Annotated in this window: 17 protein-coding genes and 1 pseudogene; 17 read left to right on the forward strand and 1 reads right to left on the reverse strand. The window is 43.0% G+C overall.

Going from position 1 to position 20,195, the window contains the following annotated elements:
* Positions 1 to 7: 7 nt before the first annotated feature.
* The 11 genes from EV207_RS08970 (at position 8) to EV207_RS09020 (ending at position 13,193) form a co-directional block, all read left to right on the forward strand.
* Positions 8 to 643 (forward strand): D-sedoheptulose-7-phosphate isomerase, encoded by a 636-nt coding sequence (locus tag EV207_RS08970; protein WP_132745813.1) that lies wholly within the window; start codon positions 8 to 10, stop codon positions 641 to 643.
* The gene (locus tag EV207_RS08975; RefSeq protein WP_132745814.1) at positions 640 to 1,623 is read left to right on the forward strand and encodes an ROK family protein; all 984 of its coding nucleotides are present in this window, start codon (positions 640 to 642) and stop codon (positions 1,621 to 1,623) included. Before EV207_RS08970 ends, EV207_RS08975 begins: the two co-directional genes overlap by 4 nt.
* Positions 1,616 to 3,769 (forward strand): Sip1-related alpha-galactosidase, encoded by a 2,154-nt coding sequence (locus EV207_RS08980; RefSeq protein ID WP_165886883.1) that lies wholly within the window; start codon positions 1,616 to 1,618, stop codon positions 3,767 to 3,769. Before EV207_RS08975 ends, EV207_RS08980 begins: the two co-directional genes overlap by 8 nt.
* A gap of 18 nt (positions 3,770 to 3,787) precedes the next feature.
* Positions 3,788 to 3,964, forward strand: coding sequence for a hypothetical protein (locus EV207_RS08985; RefSeq protein WP_165886884.1), 177 nt, complete (start codon positions 3,788 to 3,790; stop codon positions 3,962 to 3,964).
* A 64-nt stretch (positions 3,965 to 4,028) separates the two neighbouring features.
* The gene (locus EV207_RS08990) at positions 4,029 to 5,372 is read left to right on the forward strand and encodes a GH1 family beta-glucosidase (RefSeq protein WP_132745817.1); all 1,344 of its coding nucleotides are present in this window, start codon (positions 4,029 to 4,031) and stop codon (positions 5,370 to 5,372) included.
* Between the two features lie 304 nt (positions 5,373 to 5,676).
* Positions 5,677 to 6,351, forward strand: coding sequence for an aspartate/glutamate racemase family protein (locus tag EV207_RS08995; protein WP_132745818.1), 675 nt, complete (start codon positions 5,677 to 5,679; stop codon positions 6,349 to 6,351).
* Positions 6,344 to 7,903: an FGGY-family carbohydrate kinase gene (locus tag EV207_RS09000; RefSeq protein ID WP_132745819.1), complete on the forward strand. Its 1,560-nt coding sequence runs from the start codon at positions 6,344 to 6,346 to the stop codon at positions 7,901 to 7,903. The genes EV207_RS08995 and EV207_RS09000 overlap by 8 nt, the downstream gene beginning before the upstream one ends.
* On the forward strand, positions 7,842 to 8,759 hold the full coding sequence (locus EV207_RS09005) for a class II fructose-bisphosphate aldolase (RefSeq protein WP_132745820.1): 918 nt from the start codon (positions 7,842 to 7,844) through the stop codon (positions 8,757 to 8,759). Before EV207_RS09000 ends, EV207_RS09005 begins: the two co-directional genes overlap by 62 nt.
* A gap of 18 nt (positions 8,760 to 8,777) precedes the next feature.
* Positions 8,778 to 11,252, forward strand: coding sequence for an alpha-mannosidase (locus EV207_RS09010; protein ID WP_207902938.1), 2,475 nt, complete (start codon positions 8,778 to 8,780; stop codon positions 11,250 to 11,252).
* Positions 11,245 to 11,895: a class II aldolase/adducin family protein gene (locus tag EV207_RS09015; RefSeq protein WP_132745821.1), complete on the forward strand. Its 651-nt coding sequence runs from the start codon at positions 11,245 to 11,247 to the stop codon at positions 11,893 to 11,895. The genes EV207_RS09010 and EV207_RS09015 overlap by 8 nt, the downstream gene beginning before the upstream one ends.
* On the forward strand, positions 11,892 to 13,193 hold the full coding sequence (locus tag EV207_RS09020) for a four-carbon acid sugar kinase family protein (RefSeq protein WP_132745822.1): 1,302 nt from the start codon (positions 11,892 to 11,894) through the stop codon (positions 13,191 to 13,193). Before EV207_RS09015 ends, EV207_RS09020 begins: the two co-directional genes overlap by 4 nt.
* A gap of 60 nt (positions 13,194 to 13,253) precedes the next feature.
* Here the strand turns inward: EV207_RS09020 and EV207_RS09025 are convergent, their stop codons facing one another.
* Positions 13,254 to 14,126 (reverse strand): AraC family transcriptional regulator, encoded by an 873-nt coding sequence (locus EV207_RS09025; RefSeq protein WP_165886885.1) that lies wholly within the window; start codon positions 14,124 to 14,126, stop codon positions 13,254 to 13,256.
* Positions 14,127 to 14,258: 132 nt separating this feature from the next.
* Here EV207_RS09025 and EV207_RS09030 point away from each other — a divergent pair, with 132 nt between their 5' ends.
* The 6 genes and pseudogenes from EV207_RS09030 to EV207_RS09055 all read left to right on the forward strand — a co-directional run bounded on the left by EV207_RS09030 (position 14,259) and on the right by EV207_RS09055 (position 20,143).
* Positions 14,259 to 15,032: a phytanoyl-CoA dioxygenase family protein gene (locus EV207_RS09030; protein WP_132745824.1), complete on the forward strand. Its 774-nt coding sequence runs from the start codon at positions 14,259 to 14,261 to the stop codon at positions 15,030 to 15,032.
* Between the two features lie 54 nt (positions 15,033 to 15,086).
* Positions 15,087 to 15,932 (forward strand): annotated as a pseudogene (nagA, locus tag EV207_RS09035) (N-acetylglucosamine-6-phosphate deacetylase); the annotation flags it as partial.
* A 113-nt stretch (positions 15,933 to 16,045) separates the two neighbouring features.
* Positions 16,046 to 16,633 (forward strand): DUF624 domain-containing protein, encoded by a 588-nt coding sequence (locus tag EV207_RS09040; RefSeq protein ID WP_132745826.1) that lies wholly within the window; start codon positions 16,046 to 16,048, stop codon positions 16,631 to 16,633.
* 303 nt (positions 16,634 to 16,936) lie between these two features.
* Positions 16,937 to 18,259 (forward strand): ABC transporter substrate-binding protein, encoded by a 1,323-nt coding sequence (locus EV207_RS09045; protein ID WP_243647003.1) that lies wholly within the window; start codon positions 16,937 to 16,939, stop codon positions 18,257 to 18,259.
* Between the two features lie 55 nt (positions 18,260 to 18,314).
* Complete coding sequence (locus EV207_RS09050; RefSeq protein WP_341539798.1) at positions 18,315 to 19,274, forward strand: carbohydrate ABC transporter permease; 960 nt, start codon at positions 18,315 to 18,317, stop codon at positions 19,272 to 19,274.
* Complete coding sequence (locus EV207_RS09055) at positions 19,271 to 20,143, forward strand: carbohydrate ABC transporter permease (protein ID WP_132745827.1); 873 nt, start codon at positions 19,271 to 19,273, stop codon at positions 20,141 to 20,143. The genes EV207_RS09050 and EV207_RS09055 overlap by 4 nt, the downstream gene beginning before the upstream one ends.
* Positions 20,144 to 20,195: the final 52 nt, after the last annotated feature.

Consider the following 20,195-nt stretch of genomic DNA (forward strand, 5'->3'; position numbering starts at 1 on the left):
GGGAGAAATGGAATTGAACAGACAAATCCAAAGGCTGCTGCAAACTTATCCTGACCTTGTAGAATGCCAGGACGCTATTATGGACGCCTTTCAAGCACTAAAAGAAATGTTTGAAAACAAAGGGAAACTATTGCTGGCTGGAAATGGCGGCAGTGCCTCGGACTGTGAACACATTGTAGGGGAATTAATGAAAGGGTTTGTTTTAAAGAGAGCATTGCCCCAGTCTGAAAAAAATAAGCTGGCCGAAGCGGGGGACGATGGAGGATATATCGGGCATCACTTGCAAGGGGCGCTGCCGGCCATATCACTTGTCGGTCACACCTCTTTGATGACTGCCTTTGCCAATGATGTTGCACCCGATTTGGTGTTTGCCCAGCAGGTGTATGGCTATGGAAAAGCTGGGGATGCTTTCTTAGGAATTAGCACGTCAGGCAACTCAAAGAATATCGTTCAAGCTGCTACTGTGGCCAATTCACAAGGCATGACAACGATCTGTTTAACAGGAAAAGGCGGCGGAGCATTGAAGGAGATTGCTGATATTACGATTGATGTTCCTTACCAAGAAACCTTTATGGTGCAGGAGAGGCATCTGCCGATCTATCATAGCCTATGTTTGATGTTAGAGGAGGCATTCTTTGCATGAATTTACTTGCCGGATTGGATATTGGCGGTACGAAGTGTGCGGTTGTTTTGGGGGTAGAGGACAGGAATCAGCATGTCGAAGTGATAGCGAGAAGATCATTTCCAACGCCTGATAGTCCTGGGCTCGCGATTGATAGAATGATGCAGAACCTTGAAGACATGATAGCTGCTAGAAATGACTTGAATTTGCTTTCTATTGGGATCAGCTGCGGCGGACCGCTTGACAGCAGGAAGGGTCTTATCTTATCGCCGCCTAATTTGCCGAATTGGGATCGGATCGATATGATTACACCTCTTCAAGAGCGTTTCCATGTTCCCGCCGCGATCCAAAATGACGCCAATGCTTGTGCGCTCGCAGAATGGAAATGGGGAGCAGGCAAGGGATACAAAAACCTGATATTTTTGACGTTCGGAACCGGCATGGGTGCTGGCTTGATTTTAGATGGACGCTTGTATTCCGGCACGAACGATATGGCAGGTGAAGTCGGGCATATTCGGCTTGAGGATGAGGGACCAGAAGGATTTGGAAAAGCGGGTTCATTTGAAGGCTTTTGCAGCGGCGGCGGGATCGCCCGCTTTGCTCAATACAAAGTAAAACAGCACCTAACCCAAGGGGAATCTACCAGTCTATGCGGTGATATAACAGCAAAATCGGTGGCAGAGGCGGCGCTTGCCGGCGATGACCTGGCCTGCGAGATATTCGAAGTGGTAGGCCAAAAGCTTGGAAAGGGGTTAGCTATTTTACTGGATATTCTTAATCCTGAAAGAGTAATTATCGGAAGTATCTATTCACGGCAAGAAGACTTGTTAAAGCCCACGATGCTAAAGGAGCTCAAGAAAGAAGCTCTTTCTCACGCGTATCAAGTTTGTACGATTGTGCCTTCAGGGTTAGGAGAAAAAGTCGGGGATTTGGCTTCTTTATCGGTGGCAAAACATGCACTGGATAACATACCAAATAAAAAAGGAGAAGGCCATGTTTGAGATACAGCAGTTACAAGATGGATTACATGTGATAGCGGACAATCAAACATTGTTTGAAGGCGTAAAGGTCTCATTAACACTTGATGGAAATGATAAAAGAACATTGTTGCCGTCAGGTCTGGAAAAAAGAGAAGGCACCACTGACTTGGGAAATTATACAGAATATATATGTGAGTTCAATGAAGAAAACGGAGGGAATCAGGCTATTGTCAACTTCCGCAGCTTTTACGACTTAACTGTTGTTCATGTTACGGCTGAACTTGAGAAGGAAAAGCTATTCAAAAAACAGCCGTCCTTCGCCGCCAACCATGCTGTCACTATTACGCTGAACAGCCCTGTCCAAAATTATCAACTATTGGCAAATTACCAGCATAAAAGTTGGTGGACGCGCCCTTTCTTTGGCGACAATCTCCGCATGGTGCCGGAAAAGACACAGTCGCTGCTGCTTAAGATGGCAAATGGCTACCATCATGTTCTCCCTGTCGTCGATGGAAATCTCCGCACAGAACTAGCGGGAGGATGCGATGGCTTGGAAGTATCAGTTTCCCCTTTTCAAGGCGGGTTTAGGAGTCTTTCTAATGTTGCCTTCATCCTAGGGTCAGACACGGACCCATTCCAATTAGTTGATGCCAATGTAAAACGTGCCGCTTCTGTTATTGGCCAATCTATTATGAGCAGGCAAGAGAAAACCTATCCTGAGATATTGGATTACTTAGGCTGGTGCAGCTGGGATGCTTTTTATCATGATGTCAATGAACAGGGTTTATTTGCAAAAGCAGAAGAATTACAAACGCTGAACTTGCCGGCAAAATGGATCATGATCGATGATGGCTGGTCTGAAGTAAGGGATAATAAGTTGTTTTCCTTTGAAGCGGATAAAAACAAATTTCCAAACGGCTTATCTTTTGTTACCCAAAAACTTAAAAGCAACTTTGGCATCAATTGGGTCGGTGTGTGGCACACGATAGCAGGCTATTGGGATGGGGTCCACCCGGAAAGCTCAATCGCTGCTGACTGCCGGCAAAATCTTTACCAGACCAACCAAGGAGCCCTTGTGCCTGTTCCTGAGGCGGAAAAAGGATTTGGATTTTGGCATCAGTGGCATAAGAAGCTGAGAGAGGATGGCATTGATTTTGTTAAAGTCGACAGCCAAAGTGCCATCGCAAACTTTTTCGAACACGAATTGTCAATTGGAGAGGCAGCTGCCGGTGCTCATACAGCCCTAGAGGCGTCATGTTCGCTCCACTTTAATAACACAGTCATCAATTGTATGGGCATGGCTGCGGAGAATATCTGGCATCGGCCTTACTCATCAGTATCGCGAAACAGCGATGATTTTGTTCCTGAAAATAAAAACGGTTTTAGAGAGCATGCCCTGCAGAATGCCTATAACTCCCTTTATCACGGCCCATTTTATTGGGGAGATTGGGATATGTATTGGAGCAGGAATCATGATGATCAGCAAAATATGATTTTAAGAGCAGTCAGCGGCGGTCCAATTTATATAAGTGATAAGCTCGAAAAGACAAACGCCGATTTGGTGCGGCCGCTTGTGTATAAGGATGGGCGAATTATCCGGTGCGACAGGCCGGGAATGCCAACTAAAGATTGCTTAATGCAAGATCCAATCAGCAGCAGCATTCCTCTAAAGATTTGGAATCGCAAAGGCGATACGGGAGTGATCGCAACTTTTAACATAAGTGAAGCGGGCAGCAGCGTCCATGGCGCCATAAATCCTCAGGATATACCCGGACTAGATGGGGAAGATTTTATCCTTTATGATGTGCTACAGAAAACATACGAAACAGTTAAGAAAGACGAAACGAAAGATATCAGTTTAGAGAAAGACGATGCTGCCATTTATTTGGTTGTTCCAGCAGATGAGGTCGTGAACCCACTAGGTCTTATCAATAAATTGATTCCAAGCGACAGTATCTTGGAGAAGAGACAGAATGGACAGACCCTATCTTTGTTAATAAAAGAAGGCGGTTCCTTTGCTTTTGTTTCCATGGCAAAGGTCAGCCAAGTATGGGTTAACGGCAGACCAGTTGAAACGGAAGGACTGCCCGGACAGGAAAGTGTGTATGTGATCGACTGCGAAGGAGAAGAAGGCACCGTCAGAATAGATATTGCTATTAAAAATTAATCGATGGGAGGGGGAGCAATGGGAGCATTTAATCATTTGCATCTGCCGTCGGAAGAGATTCCGGTCATGGGTGATGTCGATACAGCGATTATCGGCGGATCAATGGCAGGGATTTCTAGCGCTTTAAAGCTGGCAGGCTTAGGGAAGCAAGTCATAATTGTTGAATCCAGAACATATGGGGCAGTCCGGATTTGAACGAAGTTAGTGAACAAATGACAAGAAATATTTCTATCCAGGAGTTAAAAGGAGGCCGACAAAAATGGCTATCATAACATTTCCTAAAGATTTCCGTTTTGGCGCATCGACAGCATCATACCAGATTGAAGGCGCATACAATGAGGACGGCAGAGGCATGTCAATTTGGGATACGTACAGCCGAATCCCCGGAAAGGTGAGAAACGGTGACAATGGCGATGTCGCCTGTGACAGCTATCATCGCATGGATGAAGATATTGCTTTGTTAAAAGAACTAGGTGTCAACACCTATCGCTTCTCCATTGCATGGCCGAGGATCTTTCCAGAGGGCAAAGGAGAGGTTAACCCGCAAGGTATTGAACATTATCATTTATTTATTGATAGATTGCTAGAAAACGGGATCGAGCCGATGGTGACCATTTATCATTGGGACCTGCCGCAGGCCTTGCAAGACAATGGCGGCTGGAAAAACCGGCAAACGATTGATGCCTTCGCGGATTACGCTGATTTACTGTTCCATGAATATGGTGACAAGGTAAAATACTGGCTGACAATTAATGAACCTTGGTGCGCATCATTCCTAGGCCATTTCTCCGGGGAGCAAGCCCCGGGAGAGCAAAATTTGCAGTCAGCACTGGATGTCGCCCATCACTTGTTAATCGCTCACGGAAAGGCAGTTCGCAAGTTTAGAATGAGAGACATCAAAGGGCAAATTGGCTTTGCACCTAATGTCACTTGGTATGAACCATACAGCAGCAAGCAGGAGGATCGTGATGCTTGCAAACGGCTGTCGGGCTGGTTTATGGAATGGTTTTTCGGTCCGGTTTTCAAAGGGTCATACCCGCAATATCTCGTTGATTGGTTTGCGGAAAAGGGCGCACATGTGACGATTCAAGACGGTGATATGGAAATGATCTCGGAACCGATTGATCTGCTCGGCATCAATTACTATACCGGCACCGTTGCCCGCTATAAAGAAAATAAGGGTTTGTTTGATTGTGAGCATGTTGATATCGGATATGATCATACAGATATTGGCTTTAAAATTTTCCCTGAGGGTTTCTACCAGGTTCTCTTGGATATTAAGAAGAAGTATGGCGACATTCCGATCTGTATTACTGAAAATGGCGCCTGTTATAATGATGAACCTGTCGAAGGAAGAGTCAAGGATGACCTGCGGATTAAGTATTATAACCAGCATTTAATTGAAGTGAACCGGGCCATTAACAGCGGAGTCAATGTAAAAGGTTATTGCACGTGGTCACTCTTAGATAATTTCGAATGGGCTTATGGATACAGCAAGCGTTTCGGGCTGGTCCATGTCAATTACAACACACTCGCGCGAACCAAAAAGGACAGTTTTTATTGGTATGGAAAATTGGCCAAAAACCATTGGTTTGAAGTATAGTGGACTGCAATGAAAATTCAGTTTACCGGCCAGACCGCCGGACTATTTTAATGGCAGTTTATTATAAAGAGGTTAAATAATCAAAATTGTATTGACATTTAAAAGAGTTATCACTAAGATAATAAACAAAAACCCACAAAATCAGTTAATATGACAACAGGATGCCCGTAAAAGTCAGTCATAAAATCAAAAATATATCACTCTATGCCACAATCAATCATTTGCCAAAAAGACGAAAAATCTATTCTTCCATTACATAACTGACTGAGCAGCTCCTAAAATCTAATAATAAGGAGAGATGATCGTGAATCAGACACTTGCCATTATTCATACAACACCAGTTACTGTAGAGCCTTTGAAAAATCTGGCGGCTAACCTATTGCCTGAATGCGGTGTTGTTAATTTAGTAGATGATTCCATTCTACCGGAGCTCGCCAAAATTGGCGGCGATACCGCGGCCGTTCAAGACCGGTTGATTCAGTATAGCAAAATTGCTGAAGATCTTGGTGCCAATGCGATTCTTAACGCTTGTTCATCGGTTGGCGGTGTCGTAAAAAAAATGGAACAAGCGGTTAAAGTACCAGTTGTCAGAATCGATGAGGAAATGGCAGAGCAAGCTGTTCATCAAGCAAAAAGTATTGGTGTTGCCGCCACTTTGGAGACCACCCTCGAGCCAACCCAAAATTTATTAATTGAAAAATCAAGTGAACTAGGCAAGAAAATTGATCTATGCCCATGTTTGGTCACGTCAGCATATGAAAAATTAATGGAAGGTGACAAAGAAGGGCATGACAGGATCTTAGGCAAAGCATTAGCCGAATTAATACAAAAGGTCGACATTGTCGTGTTAGCTCAAGCTTCGATGGCTAAAGTCGTGGAACAGCTGCCAAGCGATCTTCAAGGAAACTTTTTGTCAAGCCCTAAGATGGGGATGGAAAGGGTAAAACGGGTAATGGCAGGACTGCAGAGCGGTGTCTAGATTATTGAGTATTGATGTTGGGACGACACATATTAAAGCAGGTCTATACCGATTCGATGGCACATTGACTCATATAGCAAGAGAAAAAACACCTTACCAAAAAGATGAACAGGGATATCCTGTCATCGATCCGGCACACCTTTGGCAGAATGTTGCTGGATTAATAAAGGAATTGCTCCGCAATAATGATGATATAACCATTGCAGCAATCGGGGTAGCCAGTATGGCTGAGACAGGTGTGTTTGTCGACCGCAAAACCGGAAAAGAAAAGACAGCATTTATACCTTGGTTTAGTCAATGTTCCACACGGGAAGCAGCTTGGATTGAGCAACAAACCGACCCTTTTGAACAATTTGTAACTACAGGTTTGCACAACAGTTACAAATATGGGCTTCCCAAAATGCTTTGGTTAAAAGGGCGCGATTCTCAAATAGATAACGGAGCGGTCTGGCTCTCTGCTGCTGACTATATCGTTTATAAATTGACTGGTGAAGAAGTAACCGATTATACACTGGCAGCGAGAACCTATGCTTTTCAAATCTATGAAAAGAGGTGGCATACCAAGCTACTTTCACATTTCGGGGTAAATGTCAGTCCTTTTCCCAGAACACTGCCAAGCGGAGAACTTGCAGGATTAACAAAAGATTGGCATGCCAAACTTGGATTAAGCAAAGGCATACCAGTGGCGGTAGCTGGCCATGATCACGTGTGTGCGGCCATGGCGATCGGCGCTGTAACACCTGGCAAAGTATACGCTTCTTCAGGTACGGCGGAAACATTAATTGGTATTTGCGAAAAGGGCAAGCTTGGAAAAAAAGAATACCAATCTGGTCTAACATTTGGCAATCATCTGAAAGATGGCCTTTCCTTTTGGATGGGGAATATCCCTAATTCGGGAGGAGCGATTGAATGGATCAGAGACATTCTGGATGAGAAACAATTAACCTATCAATCAATGAGCGCTTTATTAAATGAATTAAAAGAGATCCCCACTGGAATTCTATTCTTTCCTTATTTATCCGGCAGCGGGGCGCCGCATAATAATGCTGCTAGTAAAGGTGCATTTATAGGGCTTGAGAGGGGCCACGAAAGGGCTCATTTGATGAAGGCGGTGCTGGAAGGCACCTCATTTCAGCTCAGAACCATCAAGGAAACCGCTGCATTCATCACCGGACAGTCGTGGAAGGACCTGATTATTGTTGGCGGTGGAACCAATAATGTCCATTGGATGGCAATCAAAGCCAATGTCTTGAACTGTATGTTAAGCGTCCCGAATGTGGAAGAAGCAACACTTTTAGGAGCCGCTATGATAGCCGGGGAACGATTAGGCTTTTGTAAGGCTGATGAGATCCATCAAAATATATCAGGTGATATGAAGGTTTATAAACCCGAGAAAACAGTCGCCACAGACTATAACAATATTTACCTTAACGGATACAAAGCAATTGCTGATGGCACCCGGTCATTATACCAAAATAGGAGTGGAGAATATGGATGTGAAGATACAACCCAAGAATGTTTATACGCTGAACCCTGTTCTGGGAAAAGCTGAAGAAGGCGGATATGCGGTTGGAGCATTTGCACCGCGTTACACAAAGATGATCAAGCCTATTTTAAATGCAGGGGAGCGGCTGCAATCACCGCTGATTGTACAAATTTCGGAAAAGGAACTTATAAGATATTCAATTAGCCCTAAAGAATTTGCCGATGAATTTTACAGCGTATTAAATGAAGAAAAGATTACGGTTCCGGTCGTGCTTCATTTAGACCATACCAAACATATGTCTGTCATTAAAGAAGCGATTGCTGCGGGCTTTACTTCCATTATGATTGACGCGTCAGAGCATCCTTTTGATCTAAACGTAAAAATCAGTAAAGAAGCCGTTGATTATGCCCATTCCAAGGGAGTAAGTGCTGAAGCAGAGCTCGGCAAGATCGGCACGACTGATTTCGTTGAAACAGATACTGATGAAGAACTATATACTGACCCAATCGAAGCCAGACAATTTGTGGAACAAACAGGGACAGATGCCTTAGCGGTATCGGTTGGCACGGCACATGGTGTTTATAAAGTGAAAAAACCGAAAGTTGATTTCGAGCGGTTAAATGAGATCCGTAAACTCACACAAGTTCATTTAGTTTTGCATGGCGGCTCAGGCGTGCCGGCTTCAATGGTCAAACAAGCCTTCTCCTTGGCAAACGGTGGTGTCAGTAAAGTCAATATTGCAACAGACCTTGAGGTTGCGGCATTAGCTGCACTTGGCAAAGAAGATAGAATGACAGATCAGGAGTGTTCCGATCTTCCGGAAGAACAGCTCTCGTTTGCCCGTCTGGCAGTAGAGAAAACAGTGTCAGATAAAATAACTCATTTTCTGGAAAGCGAAAATCGGGCAGTAGATTTTAAATAATAAGATGGAGGGATAAAGATGTCACATCACCCTAATGCTACAATGACCGAAAAGAAGACTGGCACGTTATATATGATTGGCAATGCCCATTTGGATCCCGTATGGCTATGGCAATGGCAAGAAGGATTCCAGGAAACAAAGGCAACCTTTCGTTCCGCGCTTGATCGAATGGCGGAATATGACGATTTCATCTTTACGAATAGTTCAGCGGCGAATTACGAATGGATTGAAAATAATGAACCTGGCATGTTTGAGGAAATAAAACAGCGGGTGAAAGAAGGGCGCTGGGTGATCGTCGGCGGCTGGTGGGTGCAGCCGGATTGCAATATCCCAGAGGGGGAATCATTTGTCCGCCAAGGATTATATGGCCAAAGATATTTCAAAGAGAAATTCGGGGTAACGGCGAAGGTCGGGTACAACGTTGACAGCTTTGGCCATCACGGCATGCTGCCTCAAATATTAAAGCAAAGCGGTATGGATTATTATGTCTTCATGCGCCCGTCGCCTCAGGAAAAGGGGCTGCCTTCAAGAGTATTTTGGTGGGAATCCGATGATGGCTCTCGGGTGCTAACCTACAGAATTCCTTTTGAATATTGCACCTGGGGAAAAGAACTTGATAAGCATGTTCAGCGAAATGCCGGGGAGCTGCGCGAACCTTTTAATGACCTGATGTGTTTTTATGGCGTTGGCAATCATGGGGGCGGCCCAACCAAAGAAAATATCGAAAGCATAAAGCGATTGAACAATAACCCCAACTTTCCAAATATGACCTTTAGTTCACCTAATGATTATTTTAAAACGATAGAACAAAAGAATATTCCGTTTCCCATTGTTCACGATGATTTCCAGCATCATGCGAGCGGGTGTTATGCAGCCCATTCAGGCATTAAGCAGTGGAACAGGAAGAGTGAGCACCTATTATTAAAATCGGAAAAAATGTCAGCCTTAGCGCATTGGACAACCGGACAAGCCTATCCTGATAACTATGGGCAAGCCTGGAAAAATACATTATTTAATCAATTTCACGATATCTTGGCAGGGACAAGTTTGGAAGTGGCTTATGACGATGCAAGACATGCATACGGTGAAGCCATGTCGATTGCCGAGCGGGGCTTAAACTATGCCGTTCAATCGTTTTCTTGGCAAATTGACATTGAAGAAGATGAAGCGATGAAGCCGATTGTTGTCTTTAATCCGCATTCATGGGAGACAAACGTGAACATGGAATTGGAGGTCGGCGGCTTAAAGGAAGATCACATTTTAACGGATGAAAAAGGGATTGAAATACCGATGCAAACCGTTAAGTCTCATGCTACGGCCGGGGGGCGCTACCGTCTCAGCTTTATTGCAAAGCTTCCTCCATTAGGATACCGTGTCTATAAATTAAAACGGATGTCTTCCAAGAAAATGTTTGCCCCTATAAAAGCAAATGACTACACGCTAGAAAATGGGAACTATAGGGTGGAAGTTGACCCAGAGACAGGCTTTATCACAAGCCTATACGATATAAATAATAAAATGGAAATTTTAGACGGACCCGCTGCCCGTCCTGTTGTGCTGGAGGACAAAAGTGATACATGGTCACACGATGTGCTGCGCTACGAAAATGAGTGCGGTGTGTTCAAACCTATCAAGATTAAAAGGGTGGAGTACGGCCCGGTAAAGTCGGTGATCCGTGTCATAAGCGAGTACAGCCGTTCAACCCTTGTGCAGGATATCACGATGTATAAGGAACTTAATCAAATCGATGTCCATGTGAAAATGAATTGGCAGGAAAAAATGAAAGCAGTAAAACTAAAATTCCCTATTAATTTGGTATTCAGAAAAGGGACGTATGACATCCCTTATGGGAACAAAGTCAGAGAATGCAATGGTGAAGAAGAACCGGGACAAAAATGGTTTGATTTGTCCGGCACACATCAACCAACTGGCAATATGTATGGTCTCAGTATATTAAATGATGGGAAGTACAGCTTTGATATTCATAATAAAGAAATGAGCATCACAGTGCTTAGAAGTCCTATTTATGCGCATCATGATCCGACTGTGCCGGAAGAGGACGGTCATTATTCTATTATTGACCAAGGGATTCAGCAGTTCACTTATAGTCTCTATCCGCATGAAGGCAATTGGGAAACGGCCGGTACTGTCAAACGGGCATGGGAGCTCAACCAACAACCTGTTTCAATCATAGAAACATATCATCATGGTACGTTGCCGCAAACAGATTCCTATATTTCAATTGATAATGATAATATCCTCGTCAGTGCTTTAAAGAAGGCTGAAGACAACGACGACCTTATATTAAGATGCTATGAAACGGTTAATACGGCCACCGAAGCCACAATTGTTCTGCCAAAATGGAACCGGGAGATTAAGACAGCCTTCAAGCCGTGTGAAATAAAGACATTCCGGATTCCAAAGGATCCAGGGAAGCCAGTCACTGAAACGGATCTGCTGGAGTGGGAAAGGGCAGAGGATAGCCATGGATAATGAACATACTATTCGCGAGCTGGGACAGTTCCTAACGGAGAATCGCTTTACACTAGGTAATTCAGGAAATATCAGCATCCGCCTGGGAGAGGACAGTTGTCTGATCACTGCCAGCGGCTCAGAACTAGGCAATTTAAGCGAAGAGGATTTAGTTGATTGCGCATTTGGAGAACAAAAGTGGAGCGGAGGCAGAAAGGCATCCAAAGAGTTGCCGATGCATCAAGCCATTTACGAGGAAAGACAAGACATTGGGGGGATTATTCATGCCACCCCCTTTTATAGCACGTTAATAGCCTGCTCCAATCTGGAGCTGCCGAAAGGATTGTTTGTTGAAGAAATGTACTATTTGGAGAAGATCGAACGTGTGCCCTTTTTTCAACCTGGATCGAAAGAGCTTGGCGAAGCTGTTCGGCAGGCAGCGGATAAAGCAGACATTATTTTAATGGAAAACCACGGGGTTTTGGTCTATGACAAGACATTGTCAAAGGCAAAAGCTGCTTTGGAAACATTGGAATTCACTTCAAAAATGGTGATTCAGGCAAAAGCCGTGAATAGCGAGCTGGCATTATTAGATAAAGAGCGGATCGCGTTATTTTTGGATGATTCAACTTATAAGCCAAGGAAGAGGTGGGGCGACCTATGATAGGGGTTGTCGCAGATGATATTACCGGTTCGAACGATATCGGCATCATGTTTGGCAAAAATGGCTATGTCGCTGACATCTATCCCTATGAATCATTAGTTAAAGAAGGAGATGGAAAGTCAGATGTTTTAATCGCTGACACACATTCCAGATTTGATTCCAAAGACCGTGCTTATCAGAAGGTATATCAAGCAACGAAAGAATTACAAAAGATAGGTGCCAAAACTTATTTTAATAAAACATGTTCTGTCTTTCGGGGAAATATTGGAGCCGAATTTGATGCCATGTTAGATGCGCTTGATGAGCCTTTCGCGGCTGTTATCCTTGGCTTTCCAAAAAACGGGAGAATCACTAAGGACGGCATCCATTATGTCCATGGGGTGAAATTAGAAGATTCGGCGTTCAAGGATGATCCTGTACATCCCATGGATGAGTCCGATTTAATTAATATCTTGCAAAAGCAAACGAAGCGAAAGGTAACAATGATTTCTCACCGCATAATCAGGGCAGGCGCTAGAAAGTTAAAAGAAGAGTTAAAAGAACTAAAACAGCGATTTAATTACGTCATTTTGGACGTATTAGACCAGCGGGATCTTAAGACGATTGCAGAAGCCGTAAAGGATCAGCCTGTCATTTGCGGCGCTTCCGCCATTGCTGAGGAATTGTCTAAAGTGTGGGATTATGCCGGGAACAGGCATGAACAAGCTGTTCCCCAATACAATTCGAAAATGGGGATCCTATGTGCAGCAGGGAGCCTGACGCCGCAAACCAAACATCAAATCGATTATATGAGGAGCCATTCAGATGCTGCTATTTTTGAGCTGTCTACACCGGAGCTGATTGATAAGGGCAATGAAGCCACGAAAGCCCTGTCAGCTCATATCATTCAGCAGTTGAAAAGCGGCAAAGACGTTATTGTTCATACGTCACATCAGCCTGAGGAAGTCAAGAAAACCAAACGAATTGGCGCCCAAAAGGGGTGGACCAATGAGAAAACATCACTATATATATCTAGTTCATTATCATCCATCGTTGCATCAGCAGCAGGTGAGGTTAAACAAAATGGATTGATTGTTGCTGGCGGCGATACCTCAGCAGCCGTCTGCGAAACCCTTGGGATTAAAGGGCTTAGAGTGCTTGAAGAACTGCAGCCTGGACTGCCCTCATGCATCACCCTGACTGATCCCAAAAAAGTGTTCATATTAAAATCGGGCAGCTTTGGCAGCGAAGATTTTATTATGCAAGCCTTTCAATATTTGAAAAGTAAACGAGAAGCTTCGAATCTAGCATCATCATGATCCGAAAATAAGTTGCTTTAAAACAAGGCGGTGTTCGTATGAAAAAAGCCATCATTTTCTTTAAATAGATTCTTTACGGAATAGTGCCGGCGATTTTCCCGTTTCTCTAGTAAATACTCGCGTAAAATAATGAACGGAGTTAAATCCTGTCGCTTCTGCAATGTATTTAATGGGGTATTCGGTCGATAAAAGCATATTTGAGGCTTGATTGATTCTTTCCTTCTTAACATAGTTCTTAAATGTTTCACCAGTTTCTGCCGAGAAAATCCGAGATAAGTGGCGGGCGGAAATATGCAGATAGTCGGCGACGGTTTCGAGAGAAAGGGGTTGCGTGAGGTTATCACGGATAAAAAGCTTTGCTTGGTACAAAGTCTTTGCGGTTTGCGGCAATCGTTTCTGCGCGACTTCATTGTGGGCTTTGAACAACGGGACGAACGACCACAGCAAAGCGTGTGAAAGGTGCTGCAGCCCATCGTTCAATGAGAACTTTTGTGAAGCTTGTGTTATAAGAGCACGCCAAATTAAAGCAGTTGGCGTCCCATGAGCATCATCGATGAGAAATGTTTCTTTATGTTTTAAACGGTGGAATTGTTGTATCGTTTCTTCTGTGCATTCAGATTCCTCCATTTCAAAGGCTACGAACAAAAGATACAATCCATCCTTACTGCGGATTTGGTGCGAGATATCAGGACGCGAACAAAAGATGACGCCGCTTCTTAAGGGATAGTCGATGCCGTGATCTTGATAAGTCCCTTCCCCGTCAACGACATAACATATTTCAAAAAAGGAATGTTTATGTACCGGGTTATCATAGTGATGGCGGGTCGCACCCCAGTAATGGACATTAAATGAAGCTCTATTACTTCGCAATCTAGTAATTTGTTGATCCAAATTTGTCCGAGCGGTATAACACGAGTTTTCAGATAGGTTCATCGCAGGTTCCCCTTTTTGTCTTAAAAGTACAAAATAGTGGCACGTGTTTACAAAGACAATTTGACTTGCCGAATCTAAAATAAAAGGCAACCACATGGCGTATCCATGTGCAAAAGAAGGAGGAGTTTGGTCATGATTTTATCAAAGGATGTTGATTTTTACAATGAAAACGGTTACTTGCTTGTCAAAGGTGTATTTAGTAGTGATGAAGTCGAAAACATGAAAAACGCGGTGGACAGCATTATTGACCGGGCGTCGAAAGCGGAATTAGATCGTAATCATACGTGGCAGGGCAGTTATCTCCCGCAAGAAGAATTGAAGCAGTTAGTGTTAAAGGGGTACCATGATGTTCATTATCACGCCGCGTCATTTACAAAAGCCGTTGTTCACCCAAACATGGTTGCGATCCTGTCAAAGCTTATTGGACCGAATGTCCAGCTTCACCATTCAAAAATGTTAGTGAAGCCGCCTGAGAAGGGTGCTGCTTTTCCTATGCACCAAGATTATCCATATTTCCCTCATACTCAGCATTCAATGCTCGCGGCAAGCGTTGCCATTGATGATGCAGATATGGAGAACGGCTGTCTGCATGTTGTCCCAAAATCACATAAACAGGGACCGATCGAACACCTTGGGAGCCATCACTTAGATCATGAAAAGTACCCGATTGAAATGGGAACGCCTTGCCCGGCACAAGCGGGTGATGTCCTCTTTTTTAACTATTTAACCATTCATGGGTCCGATATTAACCGAAGTCAGCGGATGAGACGCAACGTTTTGTTTCAATATCGCGATCCGGCCGATTTGCCTGCGGAAAATGTCCATGTCAACTGGGGGCAAGGGTTGATGGTATGCGGCGAAAATCCGGCGTTTCGTGAGTATAAACCAGAATATGTTTTGTCCTAAAAATTTTATCTTTAATTAAGCCATTAAGGAGAAAGCCTCTATGACTAAAAAAAAATCCATAACGTACAGATCATATGGGAAAACAGGGTTGTCCCCGCCGCTAGCGTATTTATTATCTATGGTAAAATTGAGAAGATTGAAATAGGGGATGCTTCTGTTCTAAAAGGAGATTATGAGGTCATTGATGGCGGGGGATGTCTGCTTATACCTGGGATGATTGATGTTCATATCCATGGTGCAGGCGGCTTTGATATGATGGATGGCACTGAACGGAGTATCCAGGAGGTGTCACTGAGGTGCGCTGCAACAGGCTGCACCTCGTTCCTCGCCACATCTGTCAGTTCTACCATTAAGGATTTAATAGACATGATCCGCAGTGTTAAGCGCGTCATTGGAAAAGAGGAAGGGGCAAAAATTGCCGGGATCCATCTTGAAGGCCCTTATCTTAACCCGAAACGAAAAGGGATGCAGAATGAAAGCGTCTTGCGTCAACCTGATGTCAATGAAATGAATGAAATATTTAAGGAAGCGGGATCATTGATAAAGATGGTTACCGTAGCTCCCGAATTACCGGGAGGAATGGACTTAATCGCCTTTTTGAAAAGGAAAGGCGTTATTATAGCCCTCGCCCACTCTGATGCAACGTATGATGAGGCCAAACAAGCCTTTAATGCTGGAGCAACTCATATCACACACTGTTTCAATGGCATGCGCCCGATCCATCATCGTGATCCCGGTCTGATCGTTGCAGCATTTGAAGAAAAATATGTCAGTTTGCAAGCCATCGTAGATAACGTCCACTTGCATCCTGCTATAATACGCTTGATGCATCGATTAAAGGGTCCAGACGGAATGGTATTGATTACGGATGCCTTACAAGCGATGGGGGTGGGCGATGGTTGAAGGTCAAATTGTATTTGAAGAGAAAACCGAAGACAAGAGAGAAGGAACCTATTTACCTGATTTATAGAAGGCGATGGATGTTATAAAAAGCGGGGAAAGGAGTTGCGCATATGAATTGGGGTTATTATAAAAAGGGAATGGACTGGATTGGGCTCATCATATGGATGAATGTGTTGTGGCTTGCTCTCTCATTAGCTATTATAACGTTTGTTCCTTCCACATTTGCAATGTTTTCAATTCTGTTAAAATGCAAAAAGGGAATGGATCATCATGAGGTGAATGCATCATTATTTTGGCGGGAGTTTACTAAGTATTTAAAAGTCTGGAAGGTTTATATATTCTCGGCAATCATTCTGGTCTTTGGGGCTATATTGTATGTTGATTATAAAATCATTACAATGTACCACAGCCCTTTCCTTCTAGTCCTAGGTTATGCTCTCGTGACTTTTTTTATTTTGTATTTCATGGCTTCCTTATACGCCATTCCCATATTAGTTCACTATAACTATTCCATTCCGAAAACCTTCATGCTATCGGTTCTTTCAATTATTAGGCAGCCGGTAAAATCGATCATCATGATGGTCTGTATTCTAGCTATTGCTTTATTGTTATTATATTTTACAGGCTTTGCAATAATGATTTTCGGCGCTTTAATAGCCTACACGATCTGCAGTATTATTAATCCGCTGCTTAATTAAATAGTTTCTTTCGAACAAGCTTGCCAATCGGCAAGTTTTCTTTATTTACATAAAAGAGGTGAGTGACTAGAACGCAACAGAGAATTTATTATAAATTAAATTTACAAAATATATTGACAACGCAAGCGGTTACATTTAATAATATAAACAAGACACAAAATACCACAAAATAACTTAATATAAACCATAACACTTAACTATAATCGGTAAATAAATAATGAAAATACATAAAATACCACAACTATTATTGTTGTTTTTGTGATTGTTGGGTTTTAAAAAATGAGAAGGGATGGGTGATGTCATTTGAAAGGTTTGGTAAGGAAGAACGTTTTAATCGTTATGATAGCCATTCTATCAATTAGCCTGCTATCAGGCTGCGCCGGAACGAGAAGCAAGGAATCCTCTGCAAGCAAAGAGGGGAAAGTAACCGTTGATTTTTGGACGTTCTGGGGATCTGAAACCCGAAAGCCAGTCATTGAAAAGATTATTAATGATTTTAATAAATCACAAGATAAAATCTATGTGAAACACACATATCTCCCATATGGAGATATTTGGACCAAAGAACTTGCAGCGGTTGCAGCAGGCAATCCGCCTGACGTTGTCATTAATGATATTAACACTGTTCAGCACCGAGCAGCGAAAAATCAAAACACCGATCTCAGTAAATATATAAAAGATTCGTCTTTTAAAGATCGATTTTATCCTCAGCTGTGGCAAACGGTTCTCTATAAGAATCACCCTTATGGCGTACCTTTTAATACGGATGAACGTGTCCTTTATTACAATAAAGATCTATTTAAAAAGGCTGGTCTAGACCCAAATAAGCCGCCGCAAACATGGGATGAGCTCTGGTCATACGCCAAGAAGCTGGATGTTAAGGAAAACGGAAAATATAAGACAATCGGATTTTACCCTTTATGGGGTGTAGGTGCCGATGTTTGGATGTTGAATGCGGACGGCACATCTTTCTTTGATTATGAAAAGAACAAGCCCGTAGTTAATGATCAAGATAACATTGATGCACTTAATTGGGCCTTGAAATTCCAGAACCATTATGGAAAAAATACAATCCAACAATATAAAGCCCAATTTGGGCAGCAACAAGCTAACCCCTTTATTGCTGGAAAAGTGGCCATGTATACCGAAGCAGCAACGTTCTACACACAATTAAGAGACTATGGAAAAGATATTAATTGGGGCATTACGAAGCTTCCGGCCAAGACAAAAGGATCGGGACATACAAGTTGGGGCGGAGGATTTGCAGCGGAAATTCCCAAAGGAGCGAAGCATCCAAAAGAAGCTTGGGAATTCATCAAGTATTTAACAGGTAAAAAGTCACAAGCGTATTGGGCTGCAAAAAACTTTGATTTGGTTGCCAATAAAGCAGGAGCAAAGGCTGCCGCCACTAGTGATTTGTTAAATGCCAAAGGGAAAAAGACATATAAGTTCATTTCTGAATATTTTAACGAAACCGAAATAACACCAACACCACTCTCAGCACCGGATTATACAAGCATCATCAATCCGGAAATTGATAAGGCCATGGCGGGCAAGAAGTCGCCGGAGCAGGCTATGAATGATGCCCAAAAGGCAGTCGAAAAGCTAATCAGTAATCATCAGTGATCACATTTAAATAGGGGGGGTGAGCCCCCTATTTATCATTAAGGAGATGAGAGACATGATGGAGCCGCCGATAAAAACGGCCATTCATTCAAATCAAATCAAAAAAGTAAAAAGGAAGTCAAGTTTACAAAGGAAAGAAAGCTTGCAAGGTTACCTTTTTATTGCCCCCTGGCTCATAGGGATGGTATTTATTACAGCCGGACCGTTGCTATTTTCCTTTTATGGAAGTTTTACAAACTACGATATTACGTCACATATGGATTTTATTGGGTTGAAAAATTATATCAGAATGTTTACGAACGATGACCTATTTTGGACGTCACTATTTAATACATTGTACTATGTTGTGATATCAGTGCCGATAACAGTTGTAGCTGCGTTGCTTTTAGCCGTTTTGTTAAATCAAAAAGTTCCTGGCATGAGGATATTCCGTACCATTTATTACTTGCCTGCGATCTTGTCCGGTGTTGGGGTTTACTTATTATGGATGCAGCTTTTGAGTCCAACAGGCTTGGTGAATACCGTTTTAGACTGGTTTGGCATAAATGGGCCCGCCTGGCTCTTTGACCCTAAATGGACAAAGCCTGCATTAATCTTTATGAAACTATGGAGCGTCGGGGGCAGCATGCTACTGTACTTGGCTAGCTTGCAAGGCGTGCCGAAGTCATTATATGAAGCGGCAGAAATAGACGGCGCGAATGCTTTCCAAAAGTTTCGCCATGTGACATTGCCCATGATCACACCGGTGCTTTTCTTCGATTTAGTGACAAGTACAATTGGCGGCTTTCAGATCTTCCAAGAAGCGTATGTCATGTCGCAAAATGGTGACGGGGGTCCTGCCAATTCGTTATTGTTTTTTAATTTGCATATGTGGAATAAAGCATTTGAAGTTTTTGACATGGGATATGCCATGGCGATGTCATGGATCTTGTTTGTGATCATATTGGTTCTTACGATTATAAATATTAAACTAGCACCTAGGTGGGTCCATTATGAAGGGGAGAAGAATTCATGAGCTGGCCAGTGAACCAAGTCAATTATTTTAGTAGTGTAAAAGCAAAAAAGCGTTTGTCAACAATCATCATTTTATCTTTCCTTATTATTGGAAGCATTGTTCTTTTGTTTCCTATTTGGTGGATGCTATCAACATCATTAAAATCCATGCAGGAAATCATGCAATTTCCGCCAACATTTTTTCCTAAAGAGATCCACTGGGATAACTATGTTAAAACACTGCAATCAGCGCCATTCCTCGGGTATGCCTTAAATACACTGTTCATTACTGTAAGCGTCGTTATCGCAAACGTCGTAATGAACTCATTCATCGCTTACGGTTTTTCAAAAATTTATTTTAAGGGCCGAAATGCGTTGTTCATGATTGTATTGTCAACGATGATGATTCCGGGTTTCGTAACCCTGATACCACAATATGTTTTCTTTTCAAAGATCGGCTGGATCAATACGTATTTTCCATTGATTATACCGGCGCTTTTCGGCAATGCCTTTTTCATCTTTTTGCTAAGGCAATATTTCATGACCATTCCAAATGAATTAATTGAAGCGGCCAAGATTGATGGGGCAAGCCATTTTTATATATGGCTGAAACTGATGATCCCATTAACGAAGCCGGCGCTTGCGACAGTTGCGATCTTCTCATTTAATGGGGCATGGAATGATTTCTTGGGACCGTTGTTGTATGTAAACGAGCAGTACATGTACACCCTGCAAATTGGGTTAGCCTTTTTCAAAGGACACGTGTCAACAGAGTGGAACTATTTGATGGCAGGATCCTTATTGGTGCTGCTGCCGGTGATTATCCTGTTCTTTATTTTCCAACGTTACTTCATTGAAGGCATGAATATAACGGCAGGGACGAAAGGCTGATTTTAATAACAGAATGGAGCATGCCTCTTGCAAACTTCTTATAAAGTGATTG

Origin of the sequence: Scopulibacillus darangshiensis, from assembly GCF_004341035.1 — a bacterium.
In the GTDB taxonomy this organism is placed as follows: Bacteria; Bacillota; Bacilli; order Bacillales; family Sporolactobacillaceae; genus Scopulibacillus; species Scopulibacillus darangshiensis.

What these genes read in the sequence shown, in the direction of transcription:
- EV207_RS08970 (WP_132745813.1), top strand. Translation starts at nt 8, where the DNA reads ATGGAATTGAACAGACAAATCCAAAGGCTGCTGCAAACTTATCCTGAC.
- EV207_RS08975 (WP_132745814.1), top strand. Translation starts at nt 640, where the DNA reads ATGAATTTACTTGCCGGATTGGATATTGGCGGTACGAAGTGTGCGGTT.
- EV207_RS08980 (WP_165886883.1), top strand. Translation starts at nt 1,616, where the DNA reads ATGTTTGAGATACAGCAGTTACAAGATGGATTACATGTGATAGCGGAC.
- EV207_RS08985 (WP_165886884.1), top strand. Translation starts at nt 3,788, where the DNA reads ATGGGAGCATTTAATCATTTGCATCTGCCGTCGGAAGAGATTCCGGTC.
- EV207_RS08990 (WP_132745817.1), top strand. Translation starts at nt 4,029, where the DNA reads ATGGCTATCATAACATTTCCTAAAGATTTCCGTTTTGGCGCATCGACA.
- EV207_RS09005 (WP_132745820.1), top strand. Translation starts at nt 7,842, where the DNA reads ATGGATGTGAAGATACAACCCAAGAATGTTTATACGCTGAACCCTGTT.
- EV207_RS09010 (WP_207902938.1), top strand. Translation starts at nt 8,778, where the DNA reads ATGTCACATCACCCTAATGCTACAATGACCGAAAAGAAGACTGGCACG.
- EV207_RS09015 (WP_132745821.1), top strand. Translation starts at nt 11,245, where the DNA reads ATGGATAATGAACATACTATTCGCGAGCTGGGACAGTTCCTAACGGAG.
- EV207_RS09020 (WP_132745822.1), top strand. Translation starts at nt 11,892, where the DNA reads ATGATAGGGGTTGTCGCAGATGATATTACCGGTTCGAACGATATCGGC.
- EV207_RS09025 (WP_165886885.1), bottom strand. Translation starts at nt 14,126, where the DNA reads ATGAACCTATCTGAAAACTCGTGTTATACCGCTCGGACAAATTTGGAT.
- EV207_RS09030 (WP_132745824.1), top strand. Translation starts at nt 14,259, where the DNA reads ATGATTTTATCAAAGGATGTTGATTTTTACAATGAAAACGGTTACTTG.
- EV207_RS09040 (WP_132745826.1), top strand. Translation starts at nt 16,046, where the DNA reads ATGAATTGGGGTTATTATAAAAAGGGAATGGACTGGATTGGGCTCATC.
- EV207_RS09050 (WP_341539798.1), top strand. Translation starts at nt 18,315, where the DNA reads ATGATGGAGCCGCCGATAAAAACGGCCATTCATTCAAATCAAATCAAA.
- EV207_RS09055 (WP_132745827.1), top strand. Translation starts at nt 19,271, where the DNA reads ATGAGCTGGCCAGTGAACCAAGTCAATTATTTTAGTAGTGTAAAAGCA.